Origin of the sequence: Micromonospora tarensis (assembly GCF_016803395.1) — a bacterium.
In the GTDB taxonomy this organism is placed as follows: Bacteria; Actinomycetota; Actinomycetes; order Mycobacteriales; family Micromonosporaceae; genus Micromonospora; species Micromonospora tarensis.
Genome location: NZ_JAEVHL010000120.1, coordinates 1 through 19,396 on the forward strand (window position 1 = coordinate 1; position 19,396 = coordinate 19,396).

At 72.0% G+C, this 19,396-nt stretch carries 21 protein-coding genes and 4 pseudogenes; 21 read left to right on the forward strand and 4 right to left on the reverse strand.

All coding sequences use genetic code 11. The features are described from left to right. The 5 genes and pseudogenes from JM949_RS39880 to JM949_RS21375 form a co-directional block, all read left to right on the forward strand. Nucleotides 1–1,280, forward strand: a pseudogene (locus JM949_RS39880) (SelB domain-containing protein); the annotation flags it as partial. 54 nt (nt 1,281–1,334) lie between these two features. Continuing rightward, complete coding sequence (locus tag JM949_RS21360) at nt 1,335–2,072, forward strand: hypothetical protein (protein WP_203150159.1); 738 nt, start codon at nt 1,335–1,337, stop codon at nt 2,070–2,072. A 57-nt stretch (nt 2,073–2,129) separates the two neighbouring features. Further along, nucleotides 2,130–2,327, forward strand: coding sequence for a hypothetical protein (locus JM949_RS21365; RefSeq protein ID WP_030327722.1), 198 nt, complete (start codon nt 2,130–2,132; stop codon nt 2,325–2,327). Between the two features lie 77 nt (nt 2,328–2,404). Next, nucleotides 2,405–3,681: pseudogene (locus JM949_RS21370) on the forward strand (hemolysin family protein). 71 nt (nt 3,682–3,752) lie between these two features. Next, nucleotides 3,753–3,938: a hypothetical protein gene (locus tag JM949_RS21375; protein WP_203150175.1), complete on the forward strand. Its 186-nt coding sequence runs from the start codon at nt 3,753–3,755 to the stop codon at nt 3,936–3,938. A 6-nt stretch (nt 3,939–3,944) separates the two neighbouring features. Here JM949_RS21375 and JM949_RS21380 read toward each other — a convergent pair whose 3' ends face one another. The 4 genes and pseudogenes from JM949_RS21380 to JM949_RS21395 all read right to left on the reverse strand — a co-directional run bounded on the left by JM949_RS21380 (nt 3,945) and on the right by JM949_RS21395 (nt 6,605). Then, nucleotides 3,945–4,595 carry a hypothetical protein gene (locus JM949_RS21380; protein ID WP_203150160.1) on the reverse strand — a complete coding sequence of 217 codons (651 nt, stop codon included), beginning with the start codon at nt 4,593–4,595 and terminating at the stop codon, nt 3,945–3,947. Between the two features lie 368 nt (nt 4,596–4,963). Next, nucleotides 4,964–5,416, reverse strand: a pseudogene (locus tag JM949_RS21385) (hypothetical protein); the annotation flags it as partial. Further along, nucleotides 5,413–5,625: a phosphatidylethanolamine-binding protein gene (locus JM949_RS21390; protein WP_203150161.1), complete on the reverse strand. Its 213-nt coding sequence runs from the start codon at nt 5,623–5,625 to the stop codon at nt 5,413–5,415. The pseudogene JM949_RS21385 and the gene JM949_RS21390, both read right to left, overlap by 4 nt. A gap of 99 nt (nt 5,626–5,724) precedes the next feature. Further along, a pseudogene (locus JM949_RS21395) lies at nt 5,725–6,605 on the reverse strand (universal stress protein). Nucleotides 6,606–6,721: 116 nt separating this feature from the next. On the opposite strand from JM949_RS21395, the gene JM949_RS21400 reads away from it, so the two are divergent. From JM949_RS21400 to JM949_RS21475, 16 genes are all read left to right on the forward strand, one after another. Further along, nucleotides 6,722–7,468, forward strand: coding sequence for an SAM-dependent methyltransferase (locus JM949_RS21400; RefSeq protein WP_203150162.1), 747 nt, complete (start codon nt 6,722–6,724; stop codon nt 7,466–7,468). 72 nt (nt 7,469–7,540) lie between these two features. After that, on the forward strand, nt 7,541–8,719 hold the full coding sequence (locus JM949_RS21405) for a PP2C family protein-serine/threonine phosphatase (protein ID WP_203150163.1): 1,179 nt from the start codon (nt 7,541–7,543) through the stop codon (nt 8,717–8,719). 53 nt (nt 8,720–8,772) lie between these two features. Further along, entirely contained in the window at nt 8,773–9,234 is a 462-nt protein-coding gene (locus tag JM949_RS21410; protein ID WP_203150173.1) for a MarR family transcriptional regulator, read from the forward strand. A 287-nt stretch (nt 9,235–9,521) separates the two neighbouring features. Further along, nucleotides 9,522–10,154: a CDP-alcohol phosphatidyltransferase family protein gene (locus JM949_RS21415; protein ID WP_203150164.1), complete on the forward strand. Its 633-nt coding sequence runs from the start codon at nt 9,522–9,524 to the stop codon at nt 10,152–10,154. After that, nucleotides 10,151–11,086, forward strand: a complete 936-nt coding sequence (locus JM949_RS21420; RefSeq protein ID WP_203150165.1) for a DUF881 domain-containing protein — start codon at nt 10,151–10,153, stop codon at nt 11,084–11,086. The genes JM949_RS21415 and JM949_RS21420 overlap by 4 nt, the downstream gene beginning before the upstream one ends. After that, complete coding sequence (locus tag JM949_RS21425; RefSeq protein WP_030327710.1) at nt 11,083–11,415, forward strand: small basic family protein; 333 nt, start codon at nt 11,083–11,085, stop codon at nt 11,413–11,415. The genes JM949_RS21420 and JM949_RS21425 overlap by 4 nt, the downstream gene beginning before the upstream one ends. An 11-nt stretch (nt 11,416–11,426) precedes the next feature. Beyond that, entirely contained in the window at nt 11,427–12,434 is a 1,008-nt protein-coding gene (locus tag JM949_RS21430; protein WP_203150166.1) for a DUF881 domain-containing protein, read from the forward strand. A 59-nt stretch (nt 12,435–12,493) separates the two neighbouring features. Further along, nucleotides 12,494–12,874: a glycine cleavage system protein GcvH gene (gcvH, locus tag JM949_RS21435; protein ID WP_203150167.1), complete on the forward strand. Its 381-nt coding sequence runs from the start codon at nt 12,494–12,496 to the stop codon at nt 12,872–12,874. Nucleotides 12,875–13,087: 213 nt separating this feature from the next. Next, nucleotides 13,088–13,540, forward strand: a complete 453-nt coding sequence (odhI, locus tag JM949_RS21440; protein WP_007071101.1) for an oxoglutarate dehydrogenase inhibitor Odhl — start codon at nt 13,088–13,090, stop codon at nt 13,538–13,540. A 50-nt stretch (nt 13,541–13,590) separates the two neighbouring features. Beyond that, on the forward strand, nt 13,591–14,292 hold the full coding sequence (gene ftsR, locus JM949_RS21445; RefSeq protein ID WP_203150174.1) for a transcriptional regulator FtsR: 702 nt from the start codon (nt 13,591–13,593) through the stop codon (nt 14,290–14,292). A 184-nt stretch (nt 14,293–14,476) separates the two neighbouring features. Next, nucleotides 14,477–14,941 (forward strand): bifunctional nuclease family protein, encoded by a 465-nt coding sequence (locus JM949_RS21450; protein WP_124774070.1) that lies wholly within the window; start codon nt 14,477–14,479, stop codon nt 14,939–14,941. A 178-nt stretch (nt 14,942–15,119) separates the two neighbouring features. After that, complete coding sequence (locus tag JM949_RS21455; protein ID WP_203150168.1) at nt 15,120–15,716, forward strand: MerR family transcriptional regulator; 597 nt, start codon at nt 15,120–15,122, stop codon at nt 15,714–15,716. 258 nt (nt 15,717–15,974) lie between these two features. Then, nucleotides 15,975–16,373 carry a group I truncated hemoglobin gene (locus tag JM949_RS21460; protein ID WP_203150169.1) on the forward strand — a complete coding sequence of 133 codons (399 nt, stop codon included), beginning with the start codon at nt 15,975–15,977 and terminating at the stop codon, nt 16,371–16,373. Nucleotides 16,374–16,375: 2 nt separating this feature from the next. After that, on the forward strand, nt 16,376–17,557 hold the full coding sequence (locus JM949_RS38835; protein WP_203150170.1) for a globin domain-containing protein: 1,182 nt from the start codon (nt 16,376–16,378) through the stop codon (nt 17,555–17,557). Then, on the forward strand, nt 17,554–18,249 hold the full coding sequence (locus JM949_RS21470) for a cell division protein DivIVA (RefSeq protein ID WP_203150171.1): 696 nt from the start codon (nt 17,554–17,556) through the stop codon (nt 18,247–18,249). The genes JM949_RS38835 and JM949_RS21470 overlap by 4 nt, the downstream gene beginning before the upstream one ends. Before the next feature lie 133 nt (nt 18,250–18,382). After that, nucleotides 18,383–19,396, forward strand: a 1,014-nt coding sequence (locus JM949_RS21475; protein WP_203150172.1) for a MerR family transcriptional regulator, incomplete at its 3' end; no start/stop codon positions are given.

Consider the following 19,396-nt stretch of genomic DNA (forward strand, 5'->3'; position numbering starts at 1 on the left):
CTCGGACCCGGCTCGCCGGGCAGCTGCCCGCGCCCACACTCGACGAGCCGGTGCGGCTCTGGGTCGACCGCAGCTTCACCGTCCGGGGCAGCGGCACCGTCGTCACCGGCACCCTGGGCGCCGGTCGCCTCCGGGTGGGCGACGAGCTGGAGTTGGCGGGCGCCGCCGACCCGGTCCGGGTCCGTGGCCTGCACTCCCTGGGCGAGGCCCGACCGGAGGCGACGGCGGTGGCCCGGGTGGCGGTGAACCTGCGCGGTACGCCCCGCGAGCGGCTCGGTCGGGGCGACGCGTTGCTCACCCCGGGCCGCTTCCACCACACCGACCTGGTCGACGTCCGGCTGGTCGGCGACCCGGCCGCCGACCTGCCGGCCACCCTCACCCTGCACGTCGGGTCGGCCGCGGTGCCGGCACGGGTCCGACCGATCGGCCCGGACACCGTGCGGCTGCGGCTGGCGCCCGCTGCCGTTGCTGGTGGGTGACCGGGCGTTGCTGCGGGACCCGGGCGGCACCACGTCAGCGGTGGGGTGCGGGTGCTGGACGTGGCGCCGCCACCGTTGGCCCGCCGGGGTGCGGCCGCCGCCCGCGCCCTGGTCCTCGCCGAGCTGGACGGTCGACCGGACCTGGCCGGGGAGTTGCGCCGCCGCCGGCTGATCCGCTCCGGCGCGTTGATCCGAATGGGGGTGCCGGTGCACGCCGAGCCGGTGGCCGGTGACTGGCTGGCCGACCCGGAGCACTGGCAGCGGCTGCGTGCCCAGGTCACCGACGAGGTCGCCCGGTACGCCCGGGAGCACCCGTTGGAGCCGGGGATGCCGGTGGACGCGCTACGCCAGCGCCTCGCCCTGCCCGACCGGGTGCTGGTCGAGGCGCTGGTCCGGCCGCCGCTGCGGATCCACGCCGGGCGGGTCGGCGCGGCCGGTGCCGACGTCCTGCCCGAGCCGGTGGCGCGGGCCGTGCGGCGGGTCCGCGACGAGTACGGTGACCGGCCGTTCCGCGCCCCGGAGGCGGACCGGCTCGTGGAGATCGGGCTGGGTCCCCGGGAGATCGGCGCGGCGGTGCGCGCCGGCGCGCTGCTGCGGTTGGCGGACAACGTGGTGCTGCTGCCCGACGCGCTCGACGACGCGGTCCGGGTGTTGGCCGGGCTGCCGCAGCCGTTCACCCTCTCCGCGGCCCGGCAGGCGTTGGACACCACCCGGCGGGTGGCGGTGCCGCTGCTGGAGCTGCTGGACCGTCGGGGCGCGACCCGACGCCTGCCCGACGACGCCCGGATCGTCGTCACCTGAGCGCCGTCGCCGCCCGGGGCGGACGGGGTTGCGTCCACCTGCGACGCTGGACCGATGGTGGAGGTGATCCGCCGCCCGGAGCGGCCCTCCGGCGTCCGCTGGCGGGCGATCGTCGCGGTGGGGCTGCGCTGGGGGCTGCCGCTGCTCTGGGTGCTCTGGGCTGGGCTGGCCTGGTGGGTGGAGCCCCGCGAGTCGACCGAGGCCCAGCTGGACCGGGATCTCGCCGCTGGCCGGGTGGTGACCTACCAACGGGCGGACGGCTGGGCCGACGGCGCGTACTGGGGCAGTCGACCGGATCCGCAGCCCGCCGCGCGGGGTTGGCTGCACGTCTGGACCGTGCCCAGTGGCCAGATTCGGTACGCCCCCGTCGAGCCGCCCGATGCGGAGTCGTACCCCGCCGAGCCGGACCTGTCGGCGCACGCCGTGCGGGATGCCCGGCTCGCCGCCGTCGCCGGCCCGTGGCAGTCCGGCGGTGACTCCGCGCACCGCATCGCGGCCACCGCGGGTCTGCTCTCCGGCGCGCTGACAGTGCTCTGGCTGGGCCGGTTGGTCGGCGGCGCGCCGCCGCGGGCCGGCACCCGGTGGTTCTGGTTCTGGGTGGGTCTGCTGCCGGTCGGGGTGGGGGTGCTGGCCTGGACTTACCGGGAACTCTGGCGGCCACCGTCGACGGCGGTCGGCGACCGTGGCTCGGGGTGGCGCGGAGTGGGCTGGCTGGTGCTCGCCGGCATCGGGATCAGCCTTCTGGTGTCCGTCGCCCGGATCGTGTTCGGGACGAGGGCGGTGCCGGGCTGAGCGGTGCCGTCGAGCTAACCGACCCCCTGGTCGGCGGTGGTCACCTACGGTGACGCCATGGACCCTTCGGCGGTCTGGCGGGACAGGCAGCACCGGTGGCGGATCGAGGCGTACCGCGCGCCGGACCTGCGCTTCGCCATCTACGCCACCAACGGCCCCACCGAGTCGGTGCCGCTGTGGCTGTTCGGCATGTCGGCGCTGGCCCGCTGGTTGATGACGCACGCCATCTCGCTGGACGACCTGGAGGTCGACTGAGTCCGGCGGGCGCAAACCGGGCCCGGAGCAGGCCGCGCTGCGGTTGAGTGACCTCAGGCGGCGGACGGGGGTGCGCGATGGGCGGTCAGCTCGGGCAGTTGGCGCTGGTGGCCGTGCTGGTGCTGGTCAACGCGGCGCTCTCCGGTAGTGAGATGGCACTGGTGACCCTGCGTGAGGGGCAGCTGCGGCGGCTGGGCCGGCGTAGCCGCGCCGGTGACCGGTTGGTGCGGCTGTCCCGCGACCCGAACCGCTACCTGGCCACCATCCAGCTCGGCATCACCCTGGCGGGGTTCCTCGCCTCGGCGGCGGCCGCGGTGTCGTTGGCCGGGCCCCTGGTCGGGCCGCTGGGCTTCCTCGGCGGGGTGGCGCGTCCCGCCGCTGTGCTGCTGGTGACCGTGCTGTTGACGTTCGTCACCCTGGTGCTCGGGGAGTTGGCCCCGAAGCGGCTGGCCATGCAGCGGGCGGAGCGCTGGGCGTTGCTGAGCGCCGGCCCACTGGACCTGTTGGCCCGGGTGTCCCGGCCGGCGGTGTGGCTGCTCAGCCGGGCCACCGACGCGGTCGTGCGGCTCGCCGGAGGTGATCCTCGGGCAACCGGGAGGAGATGACCGAGGAGGAGTTGCGGGAGATGCTGGCCAGCCAGCGCGGCCTGTCGGCCCAGCAGCGCGAGATCCTCACCGGTGCCTTCGACATCGCCGGCCGGACGCTGCGGGAGATCCTGGTGGCCCGCCGGGAGGTGACCACGCTGCCGGCCAGCCTGAGAGCCGACGAGGGGGTACGCCGGCTCGCCGCCGCCGGCCGGTCCCGCGCTCCGGTCACCGGTCCTGGCGGCCTGGACGAGGTGCTCGGGGTGGTGCACATCCGCGACCTGGTGCGGGCCGGCCCGGCCCCGGTGGGCGAGCGGGTCCGCGCACCGCTGCTGCTGCCGGTCACCCTGCCGGTCGCCGACGCGTTGCGCAAGCTCCGTCAGGAGCACCAGCAAATCGCCCTGGTCGTCGACGAACACGGGGGCATCGACGGCATGATCACGATGGAGGACCTGTTGGCCGAGGTGGTCGGCGAGCTGTACGACGAGACCGACCGCGACGTGCACGGGGTGGTCCGGGAACCGGACGGGTCCCTGCTGGTGCCCGGCGACTTCCCGCTGCACGACCTGCCCGACCTGGGGGTGCGACTGAGCTTCCCGTTGTCCCGGGACTACACCACGGTGGCCGGACTGGTGTTGGCCCGGCTGCGGCACCTACCGGACTCCCCGGGCGAGACGGTACGCCTGCCCGGGTTGACCCTGCAGGTGGTGGAGGTCGCCGACCGGGCGGTGCGCCGGGTGCGGCTGTGCGGGTTCGTCACCGAGCGCTGAGCATCACCCTTGAGGGCGACAGAAGGGCTGAATCGCCGCTACCTGGAGCCGACCCGCCTACCGTGCGACACGTGAAGGACCGAGGGTTGCGTACGTTCGTCACGGTGCTGGCCGGGCTCGCGGTGATCTACTTCGGCAGCGCCGGCCGCGACCCCGAGGAGGGCCGTGGCATCTCCGGCGGGGTGATCGTCCTGGCGTTGCTCGCCGCGTTGCTCGTGTGGCACCTGACCCGCCCCGGTGACAAGACGGTGAAGTGAGCCGGCTCAGCGGGCGGCCACCCGGGTGACCTCCCCAGCGGACTCCTCGCCCAGTGCCACCCGGACCAGCGCCGAGGCCAACCGGCCGAAATCCGGTTCGTCGACGAGACCGGCGAGCCGCTCCGGCGAGCCCGGCAGACCCAGCCGCTTCGCGCCGGCCAGCGCCCGACGGTCGGCGTACGGGCGCAGGTCAGACCAGACCGCCTGCGCCTCACGCAGGTAGATGTCCGCCCCGGTGGGGCCGATGCCGGGGAACTCGGTGAGCCGCCGCCGCAGCCCGGCCGGGTCGCCAGTGGCCTCGCGGTGCAGGCGTCGCAGGTCACCGTGCCAACGGTCCAGGCACAGTCGCGCTCCGGTGCCGAGCATGGTGGCGGTCCGCTCGTCGTAGCGGCGGTAGTGGCCCCGGCCCAACGCGTCGACGCGATCCTGCCAGCTGGCCGCCTCCATCGCCTGCGGCGTGCGGTAGCCGGCGGCGAAGAGCTCGCGCGCGGCGTCCACCGCCACGCAGGCCCGGATCCGGGTGCTCAGCAGGGTGGTCAACACCAGCAGCTGGTACAGCGGACCGGGCCGGTCGGAGAGCCGGATGCCGGCCTCCTCCGCGTACGTGCGGCCACGCCGGTCCAGCAGGACCCGCGCCACCGTTCGGTCATTGCCCACACCGACCGGGTACCCACTGCGTGCCCCGCTAGCCGTCGCGCCGGCGTCCGCTACCGGAATGCCGCCGGGGCGGGCGGGTATGCCGGCCGTGGAGGCGGTCGATGCCGCTTCCCACCCGGAGGGAGACACCCGTGGTCAACCCGCAGCAGGAAGAGTTCCGGCGCAACGCCAAGGGCGCCACCAGCCAGGACAGCAAGGGGCCCAAGCCGACCGGGCACCCGCTCAACCGTGGCTCGTCACGGGGCGACGAGGGTCGACCGGTGCCCAAGGGGCAGGTGTCGCCGTACGGCCCGGCCGGCGAGCCGGTGGCCGAGGACGACAGCGACACCCGCTGACCAAGGCCGCCTAGTGGCCGCGACCTGGCGGCGCCGCAACCTGTTCCAGGTGGCGGCGGCCGCCAGTCCGTACGCGAGGTGCGGAACGATGTCCGCGAGCCAGTCGGAACGCCGCCAGGTGCGCGGGTCACTGATCCCCAGCGCGGTGATCGACCCGTCGGTCATGGTCATCACGCCGGCGCCGAGCACGCCGGTGGCCATCGGCAGCGGCTGGCGGCGCCCACCGGCGTAGAGCGCGAACGCGACGCCCGCGGCGACGCCCAGCCCGTACCCGATCAGGGGGCCGAGGCCGGAACGGCGGTTGGCCCGGCGCGCCCCGGAGCCCAGGTCCAGGTGCGCGATCCCGGCCAGCCGGTCGACGGTCTCCTGGGGGACGTCGCTCTCCGGTCGTCCCCGCAGCGCCATGTCCAGGTAACTGACCACGTTCAGCGCGGTGCTGCCGACGGCGCCAGCGATGGCGCCGTCGGCCACGTCGGCCCGCCTCACTTCGGGTCGCCCGGTTCGCGTTCGCTCTTCGGGCCGTACGTGCGGTCGCCGCGCACCACGCCGCGTTGGCCGCGATCCTCCTGGAGGATCCGGTTGGCGACCTGGTTGGCCTTGCCGTCGGGTACCCGGCGTCCGGAGTCGTCGATCGCGTTGCGCAACCGCGCCCGCTGCCTGTCGTACGCGTTACTGCCCGGCCGTGGTCCTGGCACTGGCTGCCTCCCTCGTCGGTCTGGGCGTCCGCTCACGCCTCGTCGCCGTCGGCTTACCGCGGCCGTCTACCCGTCTGGTGACCGACCAACCCCGGGCGGTCAGTGCGGCGCGCGGACCACGACGACCGGGCAGTGCGCGTGGTGCAGCAACGACTGACTCACCGACCCCAGCAGCAACCCGGTCACCTCGCCGCGCCCCCGCCCACCCACCACCGCCAGCTGGGCGGTGCGGGACTCCTCGGCGAGCACGCTGCCGGCTCGGCCGTGCACCGCCCGGCAGGTCAACCGCAGCCCGGGGTGGTGCTCGGTGAGCCCGCTCAGCCACTCGGCGAGCATCCGCTGCTGTTCGTTGTGCAACGTCGCCTCGTCGTACACCAGGGGTTGCATGTCGCCGGGGCCGCTGCTGCCCGGGTGCCGGTAGGCGTGCACCGCCACCAGCGGCACGCCCCGCGACACGGCGGCCTCGGCGGCGACGTCGGCGGCCAGCCGGGACGCCGGCGAACCGTCCACCGCGACCAGCACCGGCTGTCGGGTCGGGGCGCGCCGCGCGCCACCAGCACCGGGCAGTCGGCGTACGCGGCGACCTGCACCGCGACCGAGCCGACCAGCAGCGCGGAGAAACCACCCAGCCCACGGTCGCCGAGCACGATGAGCGCGGCGGTGGGGGACTCGCCGACCAGGACCGCGGCGGCCTCACCGTCGATGATCTCGCCGGAGATCGACAACCCCGGTGCGGTGGCCTCGGCCTCGGCCACCGCGGCCTCGACCAGCTCCTCGGCCCGCCGGCGCAGCCCACCGCCGGGCGGCGCGTCCGGGGCGGGGGAGACCGGCACGTGCAGCAACGGCCAGATGAAACCGTGCACGAGCCGCAGCGGCCGGTGCCGGCGGGCCGCCTCGGTGGCGGCGAGGCGGACGGCGCGCAGCGCCGGCTCCGAGCCGTCCACGCCGACCACCACCGCCGCGTTGTTCGCCGAGTTCACCGCCCACCTCCGCTCGCGGCCAGTATCGCGGGCCCGGACGCCTCCGCGCCGCGATACCGCTGAGCACGTCGAGGTCGGTACGCTGGCCACGACCGGCCGGAGAGGGAGCGTCGCCGATGGGTGAACCAGACCAGCCGAGTACCGCTCGCATGATCGACTTCTGGCTCGGCGGCCGGCATCACTTCCCGGTGGACGTGGCCGCCGCGACCGCCTTCGAGCAGGCGTACGGGCCGTGCGCGCCGGTGTTCAGGGAGCTGCGGGCGTTCCTGGGCCGGGCGGTGCGGGCGATGGCCGGGCAGGGCGTGGACGGTTTCCTGGTCTTTGGTGCGGGAGTGCCCACAATGGGCAACGTGCACGAGGTCGCCACGGACGCGACGGTGCTCTACACCGACGTCGACCCGGTCACCATCCGGCTGGGGCAGAGCATCCTCGCCGGCAGCGACCGGGCCGGCTACGGCTTCGGCGACGCGACCGACGTCGGCACTGTCGACCCGGCGCAGCTGCACCGCTTCGTGCCGGGCTGGGGTCGACGGCCGGTCGGGGTGGTCTTCCTCGGCCTCGCCGCGTTCCTGGACGACGCCACGCTGACCCGCACCCTCGACGAGCTGTACGCTGCGGCGGCGCCGGGCAGCCTGCTCGCGGTGGACTTCGACACCGAGGAGTTGGCGGGCCATCCGCGGGCGCTGGCGATGATGGGGCCGCAGTTCCGGATGCGCCCACCGTCGACCTTCGCGCCGCTGCTCGGTCGGTGGGTGCCGACCGCGGACGGGATCGTCCCGGTCGCCGAGTGGCGGCCGGAGGGTGCGCCGGCGCGGGTGCCCGACGCGTTCCACGGTGTGCTCGCGACCCGCGGCGGCGACTGACCGCGCGGATCGGCTCGTCCCGGCGGCCCCGTATGATGCTTGCCGTATAGCAAGTTTCTGGGGAGGGTGACGATGGTAGACGCGCCGGACGTGGTGTCGCGCGCGTTGCGCGAGGCCCCACCCGACCAGTTGGCGGAGGCGGCGGACCGGGCGATCCGGTCGACGATGGGCGCGCTGCGCACCGACGTCTTCGTCGCCGACTACCGGATCAGCGGGCTCTGGCCGGTGCTGGATCCGGACCTGCCGGCGGCCGGGTTCCTGGCCTGCCACACCGTGGCCCAGCGCTGCTTCAGCAGTCAGCAGCCGGTGCGTGATGCCGCCGGTGACGGCCCCTGCCGGCTCTACCTGCCGTTGACGGTGTGGGGGGAGCGGCTGGGCGTGCTGCTGATCGAGCTTCCCACCGTACCGAATCCGGCGGTCACCGGTTGGGCGACGGACATCGCCGACGCCCTGGCGGTGGCGATGCGCGCGGCCGACCGGGAGACCGACCGGTACCGGCGGGCCCGCCGTCGTGAGCGGCTGACGATGGCCGCCGAGATGCAGTGGGACCTGCTGCCCGGTCGCGGTGTGGCGCACCACGCGTTCGATCTGGCGGGTCAGCTCGAACCGGCGTACACCGTGGGTGGAGACCACTTCGACTGGTCGTTGGACGGCGACCGGCTCACCGTGACGGTGCTCAACGGCGAGGGCAGTGGTCTGGCGGCGTCCCTGTTGACAGCCGTCACTGTCAACGCGATGCGCAACGCGCGTCGCTCCGGCGGCGGCCTGGTGGAGCAGGCCGAGCTGGCCTCGGACACGGTCTTCTACCAACACCGGGGCGCCCGGTACGTGGCCACCCTGCTGCTCGAGGTGGACACCCGCACCGGTCGGGTGCGGGCGGTCGACGCGGGTTCCCCGCACCTGCTGCGGATGCGCGGGTCCTCGGTCGAGCCGATCAAGCTCGACCAGCAGCTGCCGCTGGGCATGTTCGCCGAGACCCGTTACGAGCTGCAGGATCTGCACCTTGAGCCGGGGGACCGGCTCTTCGTGGTCAGCGACGGGGTGTGGGCCGCCGAGCCACCGGGCCAGGAGCCGTACGGGCAGCAGATGATGGCGCGTTCGCTACGCGCCACGCGGCTGCAGCCGCCGGCCGAGGCGGTTGGTACGGTAATGCGCGAACTGCACGCTTACCACGCGGATTCCGATCTGCGCGACGACGCCGTCGTGGTCTGTCTGGACTGGCACGGTCCGCGGGAGCGGGGCAGAGGGTGAGGCTCGCCGCCGTGCCGGGCGGGCAGCAGTGCGACGACGGCAGGGGACATCAGGTGGAGCGACCTGCGGATCTCGCCGCGGCGATCGACGCGGCTGCCCAGACGTTGATCGCCGTGCTCGACTCGGCCGCGTCGCGGCACCAGGTGCCGCCCACCCAGTTGCGGGTGTTGACGCTGATCAGCGAGCGCCCGGAGACCAACGTCAACGGCCTGGCGGAGCTGCTGGACGTGGTGCCCTCGTCGGCCAGTCGGCTGTGCGACCGGTTGGAGGCGACCGGGCTGTTGCGTCGGATGGCCGATCCCCGCGACCGGCGTGAGGTGCGGTTGGTGCCGACCGCCGCCGCGCTGGCCCTGCTGGGGGAGTTGGCCGAGCGGCGGCAACGTGCGGTGCGGGCGGTGCTCGACCGGATGCCGGCGCGGACGCAGCACGACCTGTTGCTGGCGTTGGCCGCGTTCGCCCGGGCGGCGACGTCGGTGCCCGAGCAGCAGACCGACTCCGCGGTGCAGACCGCCTGAGGGTCGTCCACTAGTATCCTAGGATGTCTTACGAGTGGTGATGCCACCACAGCGCGGCACAGCCGCACCGACGGCCAGCTGCCAGGGCCCGGCCAGCGAGAGGAAGCCCGATATAGTGGCAGCGCACCCACCCGCCCGCGATCATCGAGATCGCGGGCCGCATCAGGGGAAGGGGCCCCGCCCGGGGCCGCAGGGGAGAGAGCCGGCGGTGGCCGGCCCGACAGCGCGTACGACCCTCAGCCGCGCCCGACGTCGGCCGGGGGCCCGCGTGCCGTGGAGGAGGATCGGTGTCGCGTCGGCCGGCTCGGGCAGAGCAACCGCCGGACACCGGTGACCAGACTCCCGGCAACCAGGTGCTCACCCTGCCCAACCTGATCAGCTTCGGTCGGCTGCTGGGTGTGCCGCTCTTCCTCTACCTGTTCCTGGTCGCACGGGCCGATGTGGCGGCGGTCGTCGTGCTGGCCATCGGCGGCACCACCGACTGGGTCGACGGGTGGATCGCCCGCCGGCTGCGTCAGGTGAGCCGGCTCGGCGAGTTGCTCGACCCGCTCGCCGATCGGCTCTACATCCTCGCCACCCTTGTCGCGTTCACCGCGCGGGAGGTGGTGCCCTGGCAGTTCACCGCGGCGCTGCTGGCCCGGGAGCTGCTCCTGCTCGGCTCGCTGGCGGTGCTGCGTCGGCACGGGTACGGTCCGCCGCCGGTGCACTACGTGGGCAAGACCGCCACGTTCCTGCTGCTCGCGGCGTTCCCGGTGCTGCTGCTGGCCAGCGCGGCGACCGACGTGGCGACGGCGGCGAGCGCCATCGGCTGGGCGTTGGCCTGGTGGGGGTTGGTGCTCTACTGGGTGGCCGGCGGGATGTACGTCGTCCAGGCGGCCCGGCTGGTGCGCGCGGCCCGTGCCCCGAAGGCGACGGCGTGAACGCGCCGCGGCTCGGCAAACCCGGCCAGGACCGGGTGTACGCGCCGGATTTCCTCACCGAGTTGTTCCGTAACCCACTGGACCCGGGGTACGCGGACGCGGCTGCCGCCCGTCGACGGGCGGAGGCGTCCGGGCCGGCGCGGGGCTGGCCGGGGCGGTCGGTCAGCGTGGTCGTGGTGGTGCTGCTGGGTTTCCTGTTCGCGGTGGCGTACCGGCAGACGATGGCGGACGAGCCGGGGCGGAGCCAGGCGCGGTCCGGTCTGGTGACGCAGATCAAGGAGCGGGAGGGCCAGACCGACCGGTTGTCCACGCGGGCCGACCAGTTGCGTGAGGAGGTCAGTCGGCAGCGTGACGCCGCGTTGAGCGGGTCGGCTGCCGCCCGGCTGCGCAACCTGGAGGCGAGCACCGGGTTGGGTCGGGTGCGCGGCGACGGTGTGGTGGTGCGGTTGGCGGACGCGCCGGACCAGGCGGACGCGGTGACGGGTGCCGGCGCCGGGCCGTCGCAGGTGCTCTACAGCGACCTGCAGGGGGTGGCGAACGGGTTGTGGAGTGCTGGGGCGGAGGCGATAGCCATCAACGGGCAGCGGTTGACGTCGACGTCGACGATCCGTTCGGCCGGTAAGGCGATATTGGTGGATTTTCGGCCGGTGACGGGGCCGTACGAGGTGTCGGCGATCGGTCCGGGTTCGATGCGGCGCAAGTTCGAGGACAGTCGGAACGCGGCGCTGATGCGGGAGGTTGCGCAGAAGACCGGGTTGTCGTTCGGGGTGCGGGAGTCGGACGACCTCACGTTGCCGGCGGCGCCGGAGCCGCAGCTACGCTACGCCAAGCCGTCGGTCAGTCCGAGCCCTTCCGCGTCGGGTGTCCGGTCCGGCAGTCCCGGGTCGTCCGGTCCGGCGACGACAGTTAGCCCCTCCGGAGGTGGCCGATGATCGCGGTTCTGGCGTTGCTCGCCGGTGTGGTGCTGGGGGTGTGGCTTGATCCCACGGTGCCAGCGGCGTTGCAGCCGTACCTGCCGATCGCGGTGGTGGCCGCGTTGGATGCGGTGTTCGGTGGGGTGCGGGCGCGGTTGGACCGCATCTTCGACGACAAGCAGTTCGTGGTGTCGTTCATCTCCAACGTGCTGGTCGCTGGTCTGATCGTCTATCTGGGCGACCAGTTGGGGGTGGGCGGGCAGTTGTCCACCGGTGTGGTCGTTGTGTTGGGTGTGCGCATCTTCGGCAATGTGGCGGCGATCCGTCGGCACCTGTTCCGGGCGTAGGTTGGTTGGCGATGAGTGACGAGCAGACCGACACGGGGACCGGGTGGCCGCAGCCGGCGGGTCCGGCGCGGCCGGGTGGGCCGGCGGGTGAGCCGGATCCGCGCCCTGATGCGCCGGATCCGGACGAGTTGAGCCCGTTGGCGCCGCAGCAGCCGGCGGAGGACGACCGGTCGGACGACGTGCCCGTGGTGGAGCCGGGTGTGGAGCCGGTCGACGACGGTGCGACGGTGGATCTGCGGGCGGTGCCGCCGGCGGGGGAGTCGAGCCCGCGGGGGTCGGCGGAGCCGGCGGGCGAGTCGGCGGCGCCGGTGGCGTCTGCCCGGTCGCGGTTCAGTACGGCGGGCGTCATGATCGTGGTGTTGCTGGTGTTGCTGGGTTTCACGTTGGTCGTGCAGTTGAAGACGACCTCGACGGACCCGACGTTGGGGGCGACGCGGCAGGAGGACCTGGTCCGGATCCTGTCGGACCTGGACGCGCGGGAGAGCCGTCTTCAGCAGGACATCCGTGCTCTGGAGGACAGCCAGCGGCAGTTGCAGTCGGGTGAGCAGGGTCGTCAGGCGGCGTTGGACGAGGCGACGCGGCGGGCGGACGAGTTGGGCATCCTGGCGGGTACGTTGCCGGCGGTGGGCCCGGGGTTGACGGTGCAGTTCGACTCGGGTGCGAAGCCGATCTCGGCGAACCGGGTGTTGGACGCGGTGCAGGAGTTGCGGGGTGCCGGCGCGGAGGCGATGCAGATCTCCGGTGGTGATCGGGCGACGGTGCGGATCATCGCGTCGACGTACTTCCTCGATGGTGACAACGGGTCGTTGCTGGTGGAGGGTCGCCGGTTGACGGGGCCGTACACGATCACGGTGATCGGTGATCCGGCGACGATGCGTACGGCGTTGAACATTCCTGGTGGGGTGGTGACGGCGGTTCGGGGTGTCGGCGGTAACGTGACGTTTGGGGAGCGTGAGGTTGCCGAGGTTTCGGCGCTGCACGTGCCGATCAAGTTGGAACACGCCCGTCCGGTCTCCTGACCGGCGCGGCCGCGCCGGACCCGGGTGGTCCGGGGCACGATGGGTGAAGGACGCGTCTGGTGATTCCCGAGGATCTGCGATACACCGCCGAGCATGAGTGGGTGGCGGGTGACGGCACGGCTTCGGTCCGGGTCGGCATCACGCACTTCGCGCAGGACGCGTTGGGTGACATCGTGTACGTGCAGTTGCCCGAGGTGGGTGCGGTGGTCGCGGCGGGTGACTCGTTGGGTGAGATCGAGTCGACCAAGAGTGTGTCGGAGCTTTACGCGCCGGTGGCCGGTACGGTCGCGGCGCGGAACGAGGCGTTGGGTGACACGCCTGAGCTGATCAACACTGATCCGTACGGTGCGGGTTGGTTGGTGGAGATCACGCCGAATGATCCGACGGCGACTGATGGGTTGCTCACGGCGGCCGCGTATCAGAAGATCACCGAAGGCTGAGTGTGCTTGATCCGGCGTGTGGTTGTCTGCGCGCGTCCGGTTGCCCTGCATTTCGGCGCTGGCTAGGCTCGCCCAGTCGACCGAGAACCCAATAGTTGAGCGTTGCGGAATTGCCTTCCCGGGCACGGGGAGCCAGCCGCCGGGTGTTCAAGTGCCCGGCGGCCAGACCCGCCATTACCCGACGCCGACCGAACAGATCCGTGAGGTGGTCCCATGACGCGGCCAGACGACGAGTTCCCCCCGCTCGACGTCACTTCGACGCTCAATCTCGGTTCGCTCGACGAAGTGCTGGAGGGGCCGGATACCGATGTGGTGCCGAGCCGGATGTCCGGTTCGTTGCCGCCGGGTATGGCGCTGCTGGTGGTTCGTCGAGGTCCGAATGCGGGTGCCCGGTTCTTGTTGGACCACGATGTGACGACCAGTGGCCGGCACCCGGACAGTGACATCTTCCTTGATGACGTGACGGTGTCGCGTCGGCACGCGGAGTTCCACCGTGATGGTGGCACGTTCACGGTGCGGGACGTGGGCAGCCTGAATGGCACCTACGTGAATCGTGAGCGGGTCGAGGCGGCCACGTTGAGCAATGGTGACGAGGTCCAGATCGGTAAGTTCCGGGTGGTGTTCATCGCCGGTCCGCGCCCGGAGGAGGAGGCCGGCCGGGGGTGAACGAGCCTGCGGCCTCCACGTCACCCGGGGCGGCCCGGTCTGCGCCGCTGATGAGCATCGGTGAGGTGCTTGGGCAGTTGCGGGTGGATTTCCCGGACACCACGATTTCGAAGCTTCGGTTCCTTGAGGCTGAGGGTCTGGTTGAGCCGCAGCGGACTGCTGCGGGTTACCGGAAGTACAGCTGGGACGATGTGGCGCGGTTGCGGTTCGTGTTGACCGCCCAGCGGGACAAGTACCTGCCGTTGCGGGTGATCCGTGAGCAGTTGGCCGAGTGGGATTCGTCCGGTGAGCAGCCGGGTCGGTCGCGGCCGGCGTTGGTGGCGGTGGGTCCTGATGGTGCGGTGCCGGGTCGTGAGGTGGCGGAGCCGGCCGAGTCGTCGCAGGTGCGGCTCGGCCGGGCGGACCTGGTGGCGCGTAGTGGGATCGACGAGTCGACGTTGGTGGAGTTGGAGCGGCTCGGTGTGTTGGTCTCGGATCCGCCGGGTTGGTATGACTCCGATGCGTTGATCATCGCGTCGGCGGTGGCGGGGTTGGCGTCGTACGGGTTGGAGCCGCGGCACCTGCGGGGTTATCGGACGGCGGCGGATCGTGAGGTTGGTTTGTTCGCGCAGTTGGTGGCGCCGTTGGCGCGGCAGAGTGATCCGGCGGCGCGGGCGCGGGCGGCGGAGACGGCGCGTGAGTTGGTGGCGTTGTCGGAGCAGTTGCACGCGGCGTTGGTGCGGGTGGGTTTGCGGTCGACGCTGGGTCGGTGAGGGTGCCGGTGGGTGGTGGCTGAGCGGAAAGATCTCTTCCGGGAAGCGTGCCGTAGGCTTGCCGGGGTAACCCCTTTTCGGCGCGGGCGTGCTGCTGTAGCGCATGGGACGGCCGTGTTTCGGTCCGTGTACCGTGCAGGGAAGGGCGCGGTGCGGCGTAGGTGACAACGACACGGAGGCGGCGGTGCGCGAGCTGAGCGTGGTCGGAGTTCGGGTGGAGCTGCCTAGCAACCAGCCGATCGTCCTGCTCAGGGAGGTCGAGGGGGACCGCTATCTGCCGATCTGGATCGGCGCGGTCGAGGCGACGGCTATCGCTTATGAGCAGCAGGGGGTCAAGCCGGCCCGGCCGTTGACGCATGATCTTCTGCGGGACGTGTTGGCGGCGTTGAAGGCGCCGTTGCAGGCGGTGGAGATCACCGAGCTCAAGGAGAACGTGTTCTACGCGGATCTGTTGATCGGTGATGGGGTGCGGGTGTCGGCGCGGCCGAGCGATTCGATCGCGTTGGCGTTGCGGGTTGGTGCGCCGATTCGTTGTGCGGAGCAGGTCCTCAGCGAGGCGGGGATCATCATCCCTGATGAGCAGGAGGACGAGGTGGAGAAGTTCCGCGAGTTCCTGGAGCAGGTGCGGCCGGAGGATTTCGCGGGCTGAGGTGGGCCTTTGCTGGCTCGCCGCCGGTGGTGGCGGTGGGTGATCTTTCTCGGTGGCTGCGCGGCGTGTCGCGTCGGTTCCTCCGTGGTAACCCCTGAGGGTGGCTATAGGGTTGCCGTGTCGAGGGGTGCGCGTCCCGGAAACGACGCGTCGCCACACTGACGGGGAGGTTGTCCGGATGCACGAGCCGTGGGATCCCGATCCAGGTGCAGAGTTGGGTGAGCCGGGTGCCTCGTCGCCAGCGGTGGCGGCTGAGGGTGACGGTTCGGTTGGCTACCGGGGTGTGACGGCCTGCCACGCGGTGGGTATCAGCTACCGGCAGCTGGATTACTGGGCGCGGACGACGCTTGTGGTGCCGAGCGTGCGGGACGCCTCGGGTTCGGGGACGCAGCGGTTGTACTCGTTCCGGGACCTGGTGGTGTTGAAGGTCGTGAAGCGGTTGTTGGACGCGGGGGTGTCCCTGCAGAACATCCGTAAGGCGATCGAGGCGTTGCGGTCGCGTGGTGTGGAGGATCTGGCCGGGATCACGCTGATCTCTGATGGGACGACGGTGTATGAGTGTCGTTCTCCGGAGGAGGTGGTCGACCTGTTGCAGGGTGGCCAGGGTGTTTTCGGGATCGCCATCGGCGGGGCTTTCAAGGAGATCCAGGGCTCGTTGTCGCACCTGCCGGCGGAGCCGGCGGCGAGTGGTCCGGTGGAGCCGGCCGTGGGGTCGGAATCGGATCCGGTGGGTGACGAGTTGGCGGCGCGACGGGCGCGGCGACGGGCCGGCTGAACGTTCGCGTCTGCCGGTTTTTTTCGGTAGTTTTCCCGCGACGGTCGGTGACGGTGTTATGGGTGGGTAGGCCCGCGCTGTCTATCGTGGATACGCTGGGTGTCGTCGCGGTGGCCGATTGTGGAAATACCCGCCGGTAGTGATGACGGAGCGTTCGGACGTCTTGTCGGGAATCCGATATGGGGGCTCTGAGCGCAGCCGGTTGACACGCTATGGTCCCTCACGGTTCTGAACCCTTCATCCCTGGAAGGAACAACCGTGACGGTTACGGAAGAGACCGCTCCCGCTTCGCACTACGACCGCATTGGTGGTGCCAGTTCGGTCAAGGCGGCCGTTGAGCTGTTCTACGACAAGGTGCTGGCCGACCCGGCGTTGGCGGGTTACTTCACCAGTGTGGACATGGCGGGTCAGCGGCGGCACCTGGCGTTGATGCTGACGGTGGTGCTGGGTGGGCCGAACGAGTACAGCGGTCGGGGGCTGGCCGAGGCGCACCAGCCGTTGAACATCCCGGTCGCGCACTACGCGAAGGTGGGCGAGCACCTGACGGTGACGCTGACCGAGCTGGGTGTTCCGGCGGACATCCTCGCCGACGTGCAGACCGTGCTGGGGCAGGTGCAGGACCAGGTGGTGTCCGCCGAAGCCGGGTCGGGCGCCTGAGCGTGGACGCGGCCCGACTCAAGCAGAGCTGGGCGGTGGTCGCCGGGCACGGTGACCAGGTGCCGCTCTACTTCTACTCGACGTTGTTCCTGGCCCATCCCGAGACGCGGCAGATGTTCCCCACGAACATGGCCGGGCAGCGGGATCGTCTGGTGACCGCGCTGGGTCACATCGTGTCCAACGTGGACCAGGTGGACCGGCTGGTGGGGTTCCTGCAGGATCTCGGCGCGGATCACCGTAAGTTCGCGGTGCGCGCGGAGCACTACCCGGCGGTCGGTGAGGCGCTGGTGGCGACGTTGCAGCATTTCCTCGCCGAGCAGTGGACCGACGAGCTGGCGGCGGACTGGACGGCCGCGTACGGGTTGGTCGCGCAGGTGATGACGGAGGCCGCGCAGGCCGCCGAGTCGGTCAACCCGCCCTGGTGGGTGGCGGAGATCGTGGCACACGAGCGGCGGGCGTTCGACGTGGCGGTGTTGACGCTGCGTCCGCAGTACCTGTTGCCGTTCACCGCGGGTCAGTCGATCGGGGTGTCGCATCCGTCGGTGCGGTCGTGGCGGTACTACTCGCCGGCGAACGCGCCGCGCGCGGACGGCACGTTGGAGTTGCACGTGCGGGCCGCGCCGGGTGGCGCGGTGTCGTCGCGGTTGGTGTACGGGTCGGCGGTGGGTGACCGGGTCCACCTGGCCGCGCCGGTGGGGGATCGGCTGGTGCTGCGCGCGGCGGGCTCCAGTGACCTGTTGCTGCTGGTCTCGGGCACCGGGTGGGCGCCGGTGAAGGCGTTGGTGGAGCAGGTCGCCGCGGAGGGTTCCCGCCGGCGGGTGGACCTGTACGTGGGGGCCCGTTCGCGCAGTGAGCTGTACGACAGCGACGCGATCGACAAGTTGGCGTCGTCGTACCCGTGGTTGACGGTCAGCTACGTGGTGGGTCCCGACCTGAACCGGCCGGGAGAGTTCGTGCACGCGGTGGACCGGGCGTTGGCCGACGGTGACTGGCGTTCCCGGCACGTGTTCGTGTGTGGTTCCGACGAGATGGTGTCGCACTCGGTGCGGGCGTTGACGCAGGCGGGTTTCCACGCGGGTCAGGTGCACCACGAGGGCCTGGGTGGGCAGTGGTACGGGCCGGCGTGGCGCACCGCGGTGCAGCAGCCCACTGCCGGTGACACTTCGGGAGGTGGTTACAGGTGAGCGCGACGCCGATCAGCCGGTATGACGGGGTGCAGGTCTCCGGCGGGGTGCAGGTGCGGATGACCGCCGATCGGGTTCGGCGGTGGGAGTTCGGTGCCGCGTCGTTCACCCGGCGGGGGTATGACAACGCCGACGTGGACCGGTTCCGGATGCAGGTCGCCGACGAGTTGGATCTGCTGGCGACGCAGATCGCGACGTTGCGGGCGGAGAACGAGCGGCTCAACGACCGGGTGGAGTTGCACCGGCACGGGGTGATTCCGAGCACTCCGGCGGCGGCGAAGGTCCCGGCGGCGCGGGAGGTGAATCTGCTGTCCGCGGCGCAACGGGAGGCGGAGCAGATCATCGCGCAGGCGCACGACTACGCGCGGCGGGTCGCCGAGTACGCCCGGATGCAGTACGAGAGCTATCTGCAGGCCGCGGAGGCGGAGGCGAAGCAGGAGGCGGAGCGGGCGGTGGCGGAGTATCGCAGCACCGCCGGGCCGAGCTTCGACGACACGGTCGCGACCCGGGAGGCGTTGCGGATCTTCGGGGAGATGATGGTGTCGCACATGCAGGCGGCGGCGCGGCATCTCGACGACGGCAGTGAGCATCTGGCCCGCACGATGGATCGGATCGCGGCGGAGACCCCGGGGGCGCCGTTCACGGGCGGCGCGATGGGCCAGTCGGCGTTGCCGAGGCACCAACAGCGGTGAGGGCGCGGGTGGGTTCGCCGGTGCACCCCACCCCCCGGTGCGTCGGCTGACGCGAGGCGCTTGACCTTGACCTACGGGCAACCCCCACCGTGGTGGTGCCGGTCGCCGTGACCGGCACGAGGAGGTTGCCGACGTGGGGCTGCTGACCATCGGGGCGTTCGCCCAGGCGGCGGAGTTGACGCCGAAGGCGTTGCGGCTGTACGACCGGGTGGGGCTGGTGCCGCCGGCCGCTGTCGACGCCGAGTCCGGGTACCGGCTCTACGACCCGGCGCAGCTGCCGTTGGCCCGGCTGGTGGCCCAGCTCCGTCGGATCGGCATGCCGCTGGCGACGGTCCGCGTCGTGTGTGGCCTGGACCGGGCGGCGGCGGCCGAGGCGGTCACCGCGTACTGGCGGGAGGTCAGCGCCGACACGGCGGCTCGTGGTCGGCTCGCCACCATCCTCGTGGACCACCTCTCCGAAGGGGGTACCACCATGTCTGATCCGAGTGGTGACGTTGCCGTCCGTTGCGCCGCCGGTTGTGACCCCGGGTTGGTGCGGGACAGCAACGAGGACGTCGCGTACGCCGGTGAGCGGTTGTTCGCGGTCGCTGACGGGGTGCGGGGGCCCGGTGGTGCTGCCGCCGCCGCGGCCGCCATCGACGCCCTGAAGCCGTTGGAGGTCGCCGACGCCCCGGCGGTGGACCTGCTGACGCTGCTCGCCGGCGCGGTCGCCGAGGCCAACCGCGTGGTGCGCGGGTTGGGCACCGACGAGCACCAGCCGGGCAGCACGCTGACGGCGGTGCTGCGCAGCGGTTCGGAGCTGGCTTTCGTGCATGTCGGGGACAGCCGCGCCTACCTGCTGCGCGATGGTGAGTTGTCGCTGCTGACGCAGGATCACACCTGGGTGCAGACGCAGGTGGATCAGGGCCGGCTGGATCGTGCGCAGGCCGCGGCGCATCCGCGGCGGGCTTTGCTGGTGCGCGCGTTGGGCGCCGGGGCGCGGTTGGAGGCGGATCTGGCGCTGCGCACCGCCCGGCCCGGTGACCGGTACCTGCTCTGCTCCGACGGGTTGTCCGCTGTCGTCGACCGCGCCGAGCTGCGCCGCGGGTTGGCGGCGGGGACCGACCCCGCGCAGACGGTGCGGCTGTTGCTCGACCGGGCGCGGGCG

What these genes read in the sequence shown, in the direction of transcription:
- JM949_RS21360 (WP_203150159.1), top strand. Translation starts at nt 1,335, where the DNA reads ATGGTGGAGGTGATCCGCCGCCCGGAGCGGCCCTCCGGCGTCCGCTGG.
- JM949_RS21365 (WP_030327722.1), top strand. Translation starts at nt 2,130, where the DNA reads ATGGACCCTTCGGCGGTCTGGCGGGACAGGCAGCACCGGTGGCGGATC.
- JM949_RS21400 (WP_203150162.1), top strand. Translation starts at nt 6,722, where the DNA reads ATGGGTGAACCAGACCAGCCGAGTACCGCTCGCATGATCGACTTCTGG.
- JM949_RS21405 (WP_203150163.1), top strand. Translation starts at nt 7,541, where the DNA reads ATGGTAGACGCGCCGGACGTGGTGTCGCGCGCGTTGCGCGAGGCCCCA.
- JM949_RS21425 (WP_030327710.1), top strand. Translation starts at nt 11,083, where the DNA reads ATGATCGCGGTTCTGGCGTTGCTCGCCGGTGTGGTGCTGGGGGTGTGG.
- JM949_RS21430 (WP_203150166.1), top strand. Translation starts at nt 11,427, where the DNA reads ATGAGTGACGAGCAGACCGACACGGGGACCGGGTGGCCGCAGCCGGCG.
- odhI (WP_007071101.1), top strand. Translation starts at nt 13,088, where the DNA reads ATGACGCGGCCAGACGACGAGTTCCCCCCGCTCGACGTCACTTCGACG.
- ftsR (WP_203150174.1), top strand. Translation starts at nt 13,591, where the DNA reads ATGAGCATCGGTGAGGTGCTTGGGCAGTTGCGGGTGGATTTCCCGGAC.
- JM949_RS21455 (WP_203150168.1), top strand. Translation starts at nt 15,120, where the DNA reads ATGCACGAGCCGTGGGATCCCGATCCAGGTGCAGAGTTGGGTGAGCCG.